Consider the following 14,158-nt stretch of genomic DNA (forward strand, 5'->3'; position numbering starts at 1 on the left):
CGTCTGCCGGGATAGAACAGATAAGCATGGACGGCTGTTGGCATCGAACGCCTTGAAGGGATTCGAACCTTCGACCTCGTATCTCTAACCGGTTGAATCTATTGCTTTATAGAGGTTCAAGGTGAAATTCTGCCTTTGATTTGGTGTTTCTCTTCGGAAATAGCCAGGCAGGCGGGCCCAATACAGCGCCGCGATGAGCGTAAGAAGTATCGTCGATTGTCAGGTCATCCATTTCGCATCTCCATCACGGTTGTGCGAGTATCAGACCAACACGTAATGGGGTTGGAAATCAGGGAATGGTCACATCTGAAAATACGGAAATTTCGTATCTAGGTACCGAGAATGATGGAAAGACATTCGACGCCAGGTCATACGTCTGGGAGCGAGAAGGCCGCAGGCGCCGAGCAAAGCAGATGAGGTAGATAGGCCGTGTAAAGCTGCCTCGGCCTTGTTGAAGAATGTTACGTGCTTAAACCGGCTGACCCATCCCCTTGAGATGGCTCACTAACGATCCCTCAAGAAGCGGCGGATGTGCCGCATGCCCGCGAGGCCGCCGGGGATCATGTTCAGTCCATATGGGTGCTTGGAGGCAAGGCTGTATTTGTCCACCATGCGTTCTTCGGCCAAGAGCGCAGCCTCCCGCGACATGCCGGTCCCGCAGACAGACGAGATAAGCCCAACCAGCTTGGGGCGATCGTCCCTCAGTCCAGCCAATTCGGCCGCACGTGCATCGATTAGCTCGTTGAGCTTCCGCGCCAGCAGGCGCTTCGACCTTTGGGCGACGGCGGCCCGTGTGTGCTCATTGAAACGGATGCTCCAGCCTCGCTTGGTAATGCCATAATAAACATAGGTCGGGCCATCGCTGGAACACAATGCATGAACATAAAGCGTATAGCTGTCTGCCAACGGCGGATTGCCTAGCATCAGCGCCCGCAGTGGGACCTCGACACGCATAGGCACGTCCAGCGTAGGCGACTGCATCGAGAAGAAGACAACGGGTGCGGTCTCCTGTTCATCGTTCTTGCAGAGAACTGTCGCGAAATAGCCTCTCTGTCCGCGAGAGTTTGTTGTCTGCGCAATGTCGACAATGATCCGTCCATTCGGCTCCACAGGTCCTGGGCCACTCGCAACGCCACCGGCGCGAATCCAGTCCAACATCCTATCCGGCAAACCATTCTGCGTGTTCAGGCCGATCAGTGCGCTATCCAATACCTGCTCGCACTGCTGAAGATCGAAGGTCAGCCCCTGAGCCAACTTCTTAAGGGCGTCTCGATCGACATATCTTAAAGATGGTCCGTGTTCATTGGTTGCGGTCAAAGTTGACTAGTCGCCCTTCTTTAAGAGATTCAGGTTGAGCGTACCGCACCCGCAACGCAACGCTTCTTTTTTGCCTCGGTCTGGAGTTACGAAATACAACTCGCCGCAGGTGGTACAGCCAAATGAACTGGTGAATGCGCGAAACGCCGCGACGACGGGCATGAAATCCTCCTTCTGGAGGTCGGCCCACTCGTTGAAATGAACGGCTGTATTGATCTGCCAGTTGTCGTAGCCGGTATTGGTCTTCGCCTCGATATAAGCTGTCTCGATCGCGCCAATCCGCTCGACGACCTCCTTCTGATTCCAAGAGTTGGCGGCGACCTTTGCCTTTTTCAGCAGGTCACCCAACGAGCTGGTAGCATTGGGGAGAAGATCGCCCAGCGCGAATTGGGCGTCACCTCGAAACTCGACGTTCGCACGCAGACGGTCGCAAGTCTCCTTGGCGAAATGCTCGAGGTAATGGCGAAGCAGCGCTGCCGCAGCCCGCACGTCGTTTTTGGCGAGATGCTCCTCCAACTCTGTCCATACGTCGCGATCATCCCACTCGGTCGGTCCGAGATCTACGGTCCAGGTCCGGAAATGAGCGAAGTTGCGGCCTTTAATCAGACCCTCCGACTTCATATGCCGCAACCAGATTTCGTCGTGGGTCGTGAATATGAACTGCGTGTTCGGGAACATCGCCTTGATGAGCGCGCAGACCTGACGGCGGTGACCAGAGTCGACTGACATCAAGACGTCGTCGAGGACGGCGAACGTGAAGTTCTGGTCGAGCAGGTGGTTCATGAGCGCTAGATAGAGGCAAAGTCCCATCCCGTCTTGATGACCCTCGCTATGATAGGCGCCCGGCGGAAAATGGCCGCGACCATAGAAGTCCACGTCGAAGCCTAGCTTGCCGATAGAGGGTATCAACTTCGCCGAAAACGCCTTCTCATCGTCCTCGTTGATTTTGCGATAGTAGGTCGCAAACGTCGTCTCGACGTCCTTGTAGATCTTTTCCAGAGCATTCGTTGTTACGGTGCCGTATGTGTTGAAGACTTTCGAGGCCCGATCTGCGTGTACCTTGCCGACCGCGTATTTCTGCTTTGCGGTCCGGTAGATATCCAGTCGCTCGTGCGCAAGGACAAGGAAGTCGCGCGCTGCGTCTTGCTTGGTAGGCTCGGGAATTGCTGCAATCGCGGTAGCTAGCGAGGTTAGCGACGGCTCCAGATCCGGCACGCTGTGGGCCGTGGTCAGTATTGCACAGGTGTCATCAAGCGGCAGCAGCTTCTGAAGCTGCTGGTATCGTGCGCGAAGAACAAACCTGAACTCAGCGAGCGCGGTGGCGTCGATCTTCGGTGAGAACATGCCGGCGTGATCGATCATGGTGTTCAAGGCCGTGCCTGCGGCGTGTACCGTATCGAGAATTGGCTTCAGTTCCGATTCTATCGCGGCACGTCGTTTGCTTACATCCTCAAGATGCGCGAGCTTTCCAGCCAGATGGCCCGTGAAGGCGTCGGGTTCGAACGGGGTATCGCAGACGGGGCAAGCGGAGCCATCATAGAGGTCCAGCGCCGACTTAAGAAGGGATTCACGAGACAGACCATCGATGCTGTCCGCGTCCTTCCCAAGTTCGGCCGCGTTTGTCTCAGCCGTCGCGCAGGCTTGCTTGAAGAAATCGGTTTGGAGCGACTGGAGCGCTTCCCGTAGAGTCGTGAGGTCGGCAGTCGCCTGGATCTTGGGAACGCGCCCTGGTGCAATGGCCGTGACCGTCCCCAAGCCGTCCTTGAGCGATGTAGTGGCGTCCAAATCGGTGAGTGGCGCAAGACCGAGGATCTCGCGACGAGGATTGACTGCATCCAGGACGGATTTCTTGGTGAGCTGTGCCGTGTCGAGGACAGCGAGCAGATTGGTTATAGCATCCTTCTCCGCTCGTTCGAAGCCGGGCAGGTCTCTGGAGCAAGAGTTTGCAATCTTCTGCAGGACGCCGCGCAGCTTCTCGATATCGTCTAGGCGCAACAGCGATTGGACTTCTTTTGACCGATGCCCAGGCTCCGAAAGCACATATCGGATCAACTCGCGGCGTGAGAGGACGAATTCCGGATGGAGGTTCACGCTCTCGAAGGCCGCTATGACGTCCTTGTCGGAGGGGTTGATCTGAGGCGTGTTCGCCGTTTTCACGGACCGCCTGATTTGCGCCTTCTTGCTGCCCAACGATGGGATGGTGACGTCGATTGTAACCGACGCTGCCTCCGGCTTGTTGCGGCTATCGACGTGGGGGCCGTGAGCCTTGACGGACAGACCGCCGGTCCCGGTGCCGGCTAGGCGCGAGATATTGCCCGTCAGAGCGAATTCGATCGCATCCACGATACCACTCTTGCCTGTCCCGTTTGGGCCGCAGGCCGCAAAATTCTGCCCCTTGAGGTCGAGGGTTAACTCCCGAATGCCACGAAATTCTTGGATATGTATTTTCTCGATCCGGATCATGATGCGTCCGGAAACAATGCGGTGCGGACCGAGGGCTCTGCGAAGACACCGTCTTCGAGGACTACCTTGCGAAGCCTATTGGCGACGTCCTCAAAGCCTTCCTCTGCCTGTAGGGCGTCAAAGAACTCGCCAAGGATAGTGGCGGCGACCGACTTCACTTGTACCGTCGGCTCGACAACGCTGTCTTCGTTTGATGTGGTGTCCAACATTATTCCCCCCGTCTAATCAGAGTAGCAGGAAAGGCTCCTTGTGTAAGAAGCATTTTCACGTATTGGTTGACACCACACAGGCGCGCCCGCGGCCCCTTGTCACCACACCTTCGCCAATAAGGCCAACTTCCTATGGATCATCGTGTCAGAAATCTGGGACGCGATAAGCCATGTGTTTGTCCCGAATACGAATCCGACCTAAAGGTTAGCAGCGTCAGTAGTGGAATGGGCAGCATGAAGGAGCTTTACCAGGCTTGCCGCTTTTCCCTTTTTTGCTCTTGAGCGGTCCGAACCGAGCCATCCGTTCTTCCGACCGGCTTTGCATTCCTAGTGAGTGCTGCGGTGCGCTCTGACTCAGTCGGCGGGAGGCGATGTCTTTTTCGGTGGAAGCAGGCTCATATTGTCCCTGGACATTTCTATCTCGCGGAGGATGGGAACAACTCTGTTTCCAAGTTTGTGTGCGAGGACTTCGGGCAAGGCCAGAGGACCGACGAAGGATTCTCCTGGCAGTGAGATAAGGTAGATCTGGCCCTCCCTATAGTCTGCGGCATCGATCACAGGGTAGCTGGATAGCTCCTCTGCGATCACGATCGAGAGCTTGGTGCCGCCAGGACTATGAACGTGCGCGGCAAGCCGATCGCCGTGATTCCAAATGCAGATCGTCCAAGCGCCAGGCCATGTCAGGAATTCCCGTAACTCTTGAGCAACCGTGGCCCGCCCGTCCCCGAGCATACCCGTTCCGCGAATCCGGAGCTCCCGCCTTTCGCGACTATTCCTGGCCCAAAGACCTTTGCGCAGCTCAGTACCATAGCGGCTCTCGCCATGACGTTTGCCGAAGATCCTATGTCCAATGCCAAGCGCAAGCTTGCATAGGAATCGGCCATCGAAATCAGCCTGAACAGGTATCCGGGTGTGAACGCCATTATTTGAGAGAGCGTGCGCCAGGACACGTTTGTCTCGCGCCTGCTGTGGATCCGCTGGATCTCCCTGAGAAAAAAGAACCGGCAAAATCGGCGCGAACTTTGGATCGTCAATCGCGACCTCGGTAAGTACACATCTTTTGGCCCTCGCGAATTGTTGCTTGAAGCTGAGGGCCGCGGTCAGAGACCAATATTCGTTGGAGGACGTAAAGGCCAGATAAGCCCGTCCAGGATCCTTTTTCTTTCGGCGGATCGTGTCTCCCCCGGCGAAGGTATCCCAGCGTTCTTCGTCAGCCAGGTGAAAATGGTAGATGCGTTCGCCAGCAGGACCCTGCCATCGTTCGCAGATCTCTCCTTCCTCTGTTGGTAAACTGGGCTCGACACCAAGATAGTGCAAAGGCACCGCGGTCGGCTTGGATGGATTCAAGAATTGGTAGCTTTGGTTTGCGATCTCCATTTGCACGAACCAGCTTTTGATGAACGCGCCGTCGACGAAGAGACCGCATACGTTATTGCACTTTTCGCAAACCTCTCGTGTCTTGAAAAAGTCACCACAGAGCGCTCCGCCCAGCGCATCGGGCCAAATGTGCTCCAAGGAGAACTCCTCAATCGGTTTTTCTTGGAAGCAATAAATGCAACGCCGCTTAGGGAATATTTCGGACAAAATGCACTCCTCGCTCCGTAGCTGGAAGGACAATGCCAGCGCATCTATTAGATCGATGGACGCCGGCAGATCCTCGTTAGGAAATCAAATTGACGCCCTCGACGGGATAGAGGCTCTGAAACCAACAATACGCCCGGCACCAGTCGGCCGCGACCGGCGACAGCCAGCTTATCATCTGCAGGATATTTCCGTGGTGCTTCGGCAGATCCCAATAGAGGACCGTCTCATGATGGGCGAGGCGGTTGCGCAAGGTCCGGATCGGACCAAGCGGCCTGGTGAAGTCCTTGCGGCGAAGACCCTTGACATCCTCGCGCCTGGCGATGTCCTTCAGGGTCTGCTGCCACAGGTTCTCGTATTCCTTACCAAGCATGGCTGTCCAAAAGCCGAAGGTGAGCGCTGCAACGATCCGGGCAGGGGTGTCGTCCTTGCCCTTCTCGGCAATATCCTGGCGGGCTCTGGCCAGCATGTCGGGCTGGATGGCGTTGAGCTGGTGCTTAGGCATGTCGAACCAGGTATCTCCATGCGCCTCGGCCATGACCTGGTGGATACGATTGCGCAATGCCACCTCCGGCATGTGGAGTAGGAGCTGGAGGCTCTCGCTTAACAGGGCATTGAGGGTATAGAGGCAGACAGCCTTGTTGCGGTCGACAATTCAACGGCCCTGTCGATGAAACCCTCTGTGTTTGTCCCAGGGGGCGAACAATGTAGTCTACGATGCGCGGCTGCTCACCAACCACACTGAACTCTCGTACGTCGCGCCTCGGTCTTTCTACAGGCAGCGTTAATGACGGCATACTGCGCTCCCGGAAGTTCCGAGGTTAGAAGGGCATCCTGCATATTGACCACCCCATCGCATTCCGATCGGGACACAGGTGGAGTGCACCCCGTTTCACCGGACATGTCGGCTAGTTTGATTTAGCCCTGATGAACTGCCGAGGGGAAGCCATCTTGAGCGCGGAATGGGGATGGATTTCGTTGTAGTCCTCGATCCATCCGTCGATGAGCCGGAGCGCTGTTTCGGCGTCCGGTAGTGCTGCGATGCGGATATAGTCCCGCTTCAGGGTTTTGACGAAGGCTTCCGACATGCCATTTGACTGCGGACTGGCCACCGGCGTGAAGCAGGGTGTCAGATTGAGCGCCTGGGCAAACAGCCTCGTGTCCCTCGCGGTGTAAGCAGAGCCATTGTCCGAGAGATGCTCGATTGCGTGCGGGGCTCGAGTTGCGCGGAACCGCTTCTCGACCGCCTCCAGCATCATGTCGCGCACGTCAGAGCCGGAAATGCCCGCGTTGGCGACCGCCGTCCAGGCGATGATCTCCCGGTCGAAAGCATCGATGATGAAGGCGAGACGAATGACCTCGCCGTTCCAGCAGGTGAACTCCAGACCGTCCGAGCACCAGCGCAGGCTCGAGCGCATGACCATCACCTTGCCGTCGTGGAGGCGGCCCTTGCGAACGGCCGTGTGTTTCTCCAGCAGCATGGCATGGTTGCCCATGATGCGATGAACCCGCTTGGCGTTGACGATAGGCTTATCGGCGGCTCGCCTTTCGCGATTGAGGAGCGCGGCGATCCGCCGATAGCCATAGGTTGGCCTTTGATCCACCAGCCTGCGGATGATGGGCAAAAGCTCTGCATCCTCGGCCTTGTGATAGGAGCCGCGCGGCTTCGATCTGCCTTTCAGGCGCTCGATCAGATTGGAACGGGAAACGCCGAGCGTGTCGGCGACAGCCTTCATCGGGAACCGTCCTTCGGCAACAAGATCGGCCGCGATATCCGTTTTTTTGAGTCTGCTTTGGACAAGGCTTCCCGGAGGATTTCGACCTCCATCGTCTTGCGGCCGAGCATGCGCTCCAGCTCGCGGACACGATCCTCCAGCTTCTTCACTTCCGAATTGCCGACAACCGGCTCGTCAGAATCCACGGCTGCAGCACCTCCCTCACTCAAGAGCCTGCGCCAGCGGTAAAGCAGATTGGGCGCAACGCCATGGCGGCGAGCGGCCGAAGACACCGTCTCGCCTGGTTCGAAACTCTGCTCGATGATCGTCAGCTTCTGCTCGGTTGTCCACCGTCTACGGCGGACATCACCCGTCAGCAATTCAACGTGTCGATACTCGTTAGACATAAGCCTGTCCTCAAGCCTGTGCTTGAGCCTTTCTGCTTATGCCGACTGTCCGGTCGAAATGGGGGGCAGTTCAACAGGATTTGAGCAAAAATGCGTAGTTCCTACTACCGTGAAAAGCACCGAGTGGGTAATAGGTAGATCATTGGTTGCTAGATGACATCGACCGAAACTTGCTTGGTCTTCCGCCAAGCTTCCAAGGTGGGACAAAAGTGAAGGTTACAAACTGGGCTAAAGTTTTTCGTAAAGAAGTCGGAAGCCGGAAGAACCCACGATCTGCATTGCAGGAGATCAGGGCTCAACTGGGTGACCAATCCCCAACACCGTTGTTCGGTGAGTTGGGCCATGTGCCACTGTTCAAATCGTCGGTGGCTAAGAACGGTTTCCCAACACGCTTTGCAGAACTTTGGTCGAGCCCTCGCCTGAGGTCAATGGGCATTGCATCAGACATTCTGTGGAACATCGAGGTATGCCTGAAATTTTCCAAAGAATTAAATGCGTTTATCTCCGATGAAGCCCGATTCAATGATCTATATATTTTTGGCGATTTCCCAAATGGGCTAGAGTTGATCGACAAAATACAAGGGCGTCTCGGGCTTTCGCTTTGGCTACTTTCGAGGCGCCTCACTTTGCTTTCCCATATCGACACTGGAAGGTATGATGATTACGTCAGCGATCTGATTGGCAGTGGCCGAGACGGCAGTATCGTCTCCTGGCTTGTATATATGATGTCCTACAGGGCGGATAAATCGGTGACATCTGCTCAGTATTTGTCACAAATCGACCGATCCCTAGACAGCAATGCCATAAGAGACGATCTCAGATCTTTTCTGAAGTACCACACACTTAGTATTCCGCCCCAGACGCTACATGAGTGCGAACACATTGCCGCTGCATCTGAATCAGCGCCGATCATTGATCGCTATATGGCCCTCGTCGACATACTCCAGTCCCTGACAGTGCAAAGCCGGCAGAATCCGGGCCTACGCCCCTTCATATTGTTGGCGGTAAATCGGCTTCGCAGTTTGATAAGTGACTACAGACTAGAACTCATAAACGAAACTCTAGACCCCAACGAAATATCAAATTTGCTCTCGCGTGTTGATACTGACGCTGCTGATCTATACACCAGAGGTGAATACGATCTAGCCGCAGCTGAGCTAAGTCGGCAGATCTCAGACGATCCCTCAAGCTGCGGCCTGTATACGTTGCTGGCACATGCTACAATCAGGTCTGAGTGCAGTCCGGAACTCCCGGTTCGAACAGCTGACATCGTGCGGCACATTTCAGCAATCATCACCTTTTCCGAAGATGAACAAACTGCGTTCGCCTCCCTCTCAAGGGAAGGCTTGTCAGGAGCCCACCGCCCATTAGCCACTGTGGTTCGGACCCTCTTCTCTGATTCAGACAGCACTTCGATCGAACCTGACCACGTGTTCGCAGCACTCAACTCTCGAACAATTACTCCGAGGCAATTAAGACTGTTGCCCGTGCCAGACGAATCCGCCGTGCTAGACGCCGCGAGAGACCGATTCAGTGACTCGCTAGCCATAGAATTGCAGCATGCGATTTCCCTTTTTGGCAAAGAAGAATTGAATGAAAATTTGCTAGTGCGACTGCCACCTGAGAGAGCAGCCCTCTATGCAGCCAGGGCATTGTCTAGACTGGGTCGACAATCCGAGGCGATCAATATACTTTCGAGTCTCGAAGCAAATGAGCTCGATGTCGTCGCGAACGATGCGCTTCGAGAGCTCTTCATTGCATTCGCCTCGAACAATCGGTTGAAAGACGCTTTACGTGTTGCGGCAAGAGCACATCGACGTAATGAGCGCCTGCACCCTCTTTTCAAGATAGAACCTCTATTGCAGCAGCTTAGTGAGGCGGGCTCGCGGCCTCCATACGAAGAGATAGCTTTGTCTATCTGCCATTACATACACAACCGGTTCGGAGGAGGTACAGACGTTGGCGCGCAAGCTGACGCCGCAGAGGAATATGTGCTGAGCCGCGGCATGGAGCGCCCCTCAGAAATCAATCTGAGCGCTGACGATGAAGATGCGAGCCTCCTTCCCATCTTCCTAGATCAAGTTTGCTCGCCACCGGTGCTAGATCGCTTTATCTCCGTCGATAACGCGGCACAGGCTGAGTTAGAGCGACTGGAAATCTGCCGAATCCTTTCGGAAATAGACCCTCGCGATCGTCAGCGATACCTCGATGAAATCAGGGAAATAACTCGTCGGAGAGTCGTTCGAGAGCGATTTCAGCAGGTTGAACGGACCAAGATTTATGTCGACACAGAGGGCATCAAGCGACAAGCAGAGAAGACGCTGCGTGATGCCTATATTCGATTGACAGCGACACTCTCCGAGGGCACCCCCAGCAGCGAGCGAGTGGAGCTTATGCGCAAGGTACAGCGCATCCTTTCGGAAGTGAACGCCGACGGGATCAGAGTGATGTTTCCCGATCTACCAGCAAACGAAAGTGACCTTCAATTTCACCGTCTTGTGAATGATGTGATGCGGCTACTTATATCGAGCCAAGAGTATGGGCTTGAGGCATATTTAAGTACTCGTGTACGGCACGGGACGATGGGAAACCAGCTCCGGAGCGCTTTTGAAATGCAGACCCTTGTCACTCAGCGTGACAAGGGTCGCTACGTCCCGGATGAATTTTGGGCCAACCGGCTTGCTATTGATGACCATCAACTTGCGAGTTGGCTTGCCAACAGACTGGCTAAATTCTCCGAGCAGATTGATGCAGCCATTGAGGACTTGGTTCGCAAACGGGTCCAGGTCCGATCTGAACAACTCCCGGAGGGACTATTCGTATTCCAGACTTTTGAACCAGACAGCTTGAAGATTCAGAGCGAGATCTCGGCCGAAACAAGCTTTGACCTGTTTATGGATAAAGTCATCGACCAGTTCTGGGATGTTTTAGAACAGACCCTAGTGCAGGTTCGGCGGTTCATTGAAGGAGATTTTCAAACCACCGTGCATTCGCTTACCGATGAACTAGAGCGGGATCTTACGAAACAGCTAGCTGAACAACATGTACTGCCTATCAGAGACGCGATCGCTGCCGCACGGACGCAGCTATCGGTAAACGTCGCGAGTGTGGCGAACTGGTTCACTCTTGCTCGAGGTACTGAGCGACCAGACTACGAATTCGGTGTCGCAGTTGAAGTTGCCACCGAGAGTATTCGGGCTTGCCACCCGAACCTCGACATCGAGCTCACTCGAACTGATGAGGTCACATTCGAGTGCCGTGGTCGCACGCTGGAAAGTCTGGTTTACATGGTGTTCACTGCGCTCGATAATGCCATCAAGCACTGTGGTTTCAGTGGTCGGCGACCAGCCATTTCCCTGTCGACTAAGGTAGATTCTGGTTGGCTAGAATTACGACTTACAAATTCATGCATGGAGGTTGTCGATTACGAACAGCGGAATTTGCGCCTGAGAGAGCTGCGGGACATTTTGGAAACCGAAATCAGTGCTCGTGGCCTGGCCACTACTGAAGGAGGATCCGGATACGCTAAGATTGTTCGAATTTTGAAGCATGACTTACTATCCAAGTATACATTGTCATTTGGGTACGAGACCGCTGCATCGTATTGCGTTGTTATTGGTATGGAAGCGAAGGCAATTATCAAATGAAGATCCTTCTCATTGAGGACGATGACTTCAAAGGCGAACGAATAGGCTCCTTCCTCGTAGCAGAACTGCCTGACCATCACATCGAGCGTGCCCGATCATACAAGTCTGGGCTGCGTTCACTCAGTTCATCAGAGTTTGCATTGGTCATTCTTGATATGACGCTACCCACATATGACATCCAACCTGGAGCGGACGGCGGGCGACCTATGAAGTTGGGCGGCCGCGAGTTGCTGCGCCAAATGAAGAGGCGTTTATTGGGCTATCCGGTGGTCGTGGTGACTGGCTTCGACACCTTTGGCTCAGGCAGCGAAGCGACGACGCTTTCCACTTTGGATGAAGATCTGGCAACAGAATTCGGGGGCATTTATCGCGGTTCTGTATATTTTAATGCCACCAGCGACGAGTGGAGAGATCATCTGCGCCTCGCAATAAAAAGCATAGATACATTGGAATTATGACATGAATATACTGATAGTAGAAGATGACGTTCATAAACTGCGAAATATTGTAGCAACCTTGACTTCAGTTGACGGAATTTCTCTCTCAGATATAGAGACTTGTACTGATGCTAACGCCGCTAAGGCAATTTTGCGACGGTCTGCCGTCGACCTACTCATTGTGGATCTGCATATCCCAGATCGAGCAGACCTCGCTCCCACGGCTGGTGGGGGTTTAGACTTCGTTCGCTCCTTGATATCTCGCCCGTCGTTCTTTGTGCCAACTTACGTCGTTACGATCTCTGGAAACGCAGAAGCCGTTGCGACTGCTGGTGACGATACAGGTGAGTTGTGGGGCATTATCAACTACGACAGCGCCAGTGAGACTTGGCGGAATCAGCTTAGGGGACGAGTGAGGTACATCCTATCCGCGCTCAACTCGATTGTCAGCCGCCCCAGAAAAGCCAGGGCTTGCGACATAGCTCTTGTAACAGCGTTGGACGACGAGTTAAGCGGCGTATTGCAGCTCCCATTAGACTGGTCATCGTATCAGTCGGAACAGGATGGGACGACGTATCACGAAGCGACGCTTCAGGTAGGCGCGGCATCTAAACGCCTCGTCGCTGCAACATCTAGTAGGATGGGCATGGCAGCGACCGCAGCTCTTTCATCCAAGATCATCGACCTGTATCGACCGAAGCACATGATAATGACCGGTATTACAGGGGGGTTAAGAGGGCGAGTGCAGTTAGGCGATATTCTCATAGCCGACCCTAGCTGGGACTGGGGGTCTGGAAAGTACGAAGTGATCGAGGGTAAACCACGGTTTTCCGCGAACCCTGATCAACTAAGGATCAGTCCAGATATCAGGCCGCTTCTCATCCAAGCGTCGAAAGACGAAGAGCTTCTAGCATCCATTAGATCATCATTTACTGGGACGAAGCCTCGTGAGTCGCTTAGCTGCTATGTGGAAGCAGTAGCAAGTGGTGCCTCCGTCTTGGGCGATGAGGCTGTCGTGCAAGAAATCAAGAGCCAGAACCGGAAGCTTCATGGTGTAGAAATGGAAGCCTACGGCTTGATGATGGCCGCGGAAACTTGCTCCAGACCTCGGCCAATCGCATTCGCGGCCAAAGCTGTATCAGATTTCGCAGATACGACGAAGGATGATGATTTTAGAGCTTACGCAGTTCATGTGAGCGCGCAGTTTGCGTTCAAGTTTATCAAAAAATACCTTATGAGGCCTTCGGAACTGCCAGCCTAACCACTACAAGATTCCCCAGGCCCGAAACCTCCCCCTGCCCGTCATCTCGCGAAGACCAAGTTCCCGAACAATACGCCGCGCGCCTTGCGGCGTCACCTCGAGCGTCTTCGACACCATGCCGGCCGAGATCAGCGGCCGCGCCATGACCAGGTCGACCAACTCAGGCAGCCTGGACGACGTCCGCCGCCCCTCCAGTTTGCGCATCATCATCTGCCGCGCCAGCACCAGCCGGTCATGCTCCTTCAGCCCCGTCTCGGCGGCAACCGTCAGCGCCCTTGCTATGGCCAGCAACCGCGTCTCGCGATCACGATGCCGGCGCCGATCGACGGGAATAGCCTTGAGCCCGACATTGATCGCTGCGAGATGGCCACCGGTAGTGACGCCGCCCTCGCGCAGGATCGAGGCAGCCAGCAGCCGACCGAGCCAAGGCGCATGCTGGAGCACGGCGATTTCATTCCAGGCGTCGAGCGCCAAGATGAACTGCAGGACCGGCGGCAGATCCTGGGTCCGCGCCAGCACAGCCTGCCAATCCGCCAGCCGCTCGTCCTCATCCCAGTCGAGATCGTAGACGAAGGGATCCTTATCCGGAGCGTTCTTCACACGTCCCGGCTTCTTGGCCTCTTCGATCGCGGCCTCGGACCGGGCCAGCACCGCATCGATCGCGGCAAACGCATCACCCAGATCATCAATGTCGGGATGCTCGGCCTCCCCTACCCCAGCCGGAGTATCGCTCACCTCAACATTCCCATCCGGCACCCCCTCTCCGTCTCCACCCAATGATGCTGCAGGCCACGCCTGCCCGCGGAGGGAGGCGAGGCCGGGGCTCGAGAGTGCCCAGGTGGCTGGATGAGCGGCGATGCGGCGTCGGGTTTTCAGGATGTCGCGGGCGATGGTGAGTTCATGGGTGGGAGCACGGATGTCCCGGAGCGTGTCATGCAGGACGAGGTCTTCGAGATGGACAAGTTCGCCATCGACCCAGAGCGAGGCGTGCGCGTCGAGGAAATGCGAGCGCTCGAGAAAGCCCTCGCCGACGGGAGAGCGGGCGATGCGCTCGTCGAGCCGGGCAAGCGCGACCGCGGCTGTGGCTTTTACTTCCAGATTTCAATCCGGGGAATGTCATA

The 14,158-nt window shown here is 55.3% G+C and carries 10 protein-coding genes; 3 read left to right on the forward strand and 7 right to left on the reverse strand.

The annotated features are described in order from the left end of the window. Positions 1-504: 504 nt before the first annotated feature. The 6 genes from J5N58_RS20815 to J5N58_RS20840 all read right to left on the reverse strand — a co-directional run bounded on the left by J5N58_RS20815 (position 505) and on the right by J5N58_RS20840 (position 7,692). Entirely contained in the window at positions 505-1,317 is an 813-nt protein-coding gene (locus tag J5N58_RS20815) for a hypothetical protein (protein WP_244712798.1), read from the reverse strand. A 6-nt stretch (positions 1,318-1,323) separates the two neighbouring features. After that, complete coding sequence (locus J5N58_RS20820) at positions 1,324-3,780, reverse strand: AAA family ATPase (protein WP_244712800.1); 2,457 nt, start codon at positions 3,778-3,780, stop codon at positions 1,324-1,326. Next, a complete protein-coding gene (locus J5N58_RS20825; protein WP_244712803.1) occupies positions 3,777-3,989 on the reverse strand; it encodes a hypothetical protein in 213 nt (70 codons plus the stop codon). Before J5N58_RS20825 ends, J5N58_RS20820 begins: the two co-directional genes overlap by 4 nt. Positions 3,990-4,343: 354 nt before the next feature. Then, positions 4,344-5,606: an HNH endonuclease gene (locus tag J5N58_RS20830; RefSeq protein ID WP_342346011.1), complete on the reverse strand. Its 1,263-nt coding sequence runs from the start codon at positions 5,604-5,606 to the stop codon at positions 4,344-4,346. Positions 5,607-5,649: 43 nt separating this feature from the next. After that, complete coding sequence (locus J5N58_RS20835) at positions 5,650-6,132, reverse strand: hypothetical protein (protein WP_342346012.1); 483 nt, start codon at positions 6,130-6,132, stop codon at positions 5,650-5,652. Between the two features lie 346 nt (positions 6,133-6,478). Beyond that, a protein-coding gene (locus tag J5N58_RS20840; RefSeq protein WP_244712807.1) for an IS3 family transposase occupies positions 6,479-7,692 on the reverse strand; the annotation gives its coding sequence in 2 pieces (ribosomal slippage) (positions 6,479-7,356 and positions 7,356-7,692; 1,215 coding nt in all). Positions 7,693-7,901: 209 nt separating this feature from the next. On the opposite strand from J5N58_RS20840, the gene J5N58_RS20845 reads away from it, so the two are divergent. Genes J5N58_RS20845 through J5N58_RS20855 form a run of 3 tightly spaced genes read left to right on the forward strand, consistent with a single transcriptional unit; the run spans position 7,902 to position 13,037 of the window. Next, positions 7,902-11,339, forward strand: a complete 3,438-nt coding sequence (locus J5N58_RS20845) for a hypothetical protein (protein ID WP_244712809.1) — start codon at positions 7,902-7,904, stop codon at positions 11,337-11,339. After that, entirely contained in the window at positions 11,336-11,797 is a 462-nt protein-coding gene (locus J5N58_RS20850) for a DNA-binding transcriptional response regulator (protein WP_244712811.1), read from the forward strand. The genes J5N58_RS20845 and J5N58_RS20850 overlap by 4 nt, the downstream gene beginning before the upstream one ends. A 1-nt stretch (position 11,798) precedes the next feature. Beyond that, the gene (locus tag J5N58_RS20855) at positions 11,799-13,037 is read left to right on the forward strand and encodes a phosphorylase family protein (RefSeq protein WP_244712813.1); all 1,239 of its coding nucleotides are present in this window, start codon (positions 11,799-11,801) and stop codon (positions 13,035-13,037) included. Between the two features lie 3 nt (positions 13,038-13,040). On the opposite strand, the gene J5N58_RS20860 is transcribed toward J5N58_RS20855, so the two are convergent. After that, positions 13,041-14,135: an RHE_PE00001 family protein gene (locus tag J5N58_RS20860; RefSeq protein ID WP_244712831.1), complete on the reverse strand. Its 1,095-nt coding sequence runs from the start codon at positions 14,133-14,135 to the stop codon at positions 13,041-13,043. Positions 14,136-14,158: the final 23 nt, after the last annotated feature.

The organism is Paenirhizobium cremeum (genome assembly GCF_022884085.1).
GTDB classification, from domain to species: Bacteria; Pseudomonadota; Alphaproteobacteria; order Rhizobiales; family Rhizobiaceae; genus Allorhizobium; species Allorhizobium cremeum.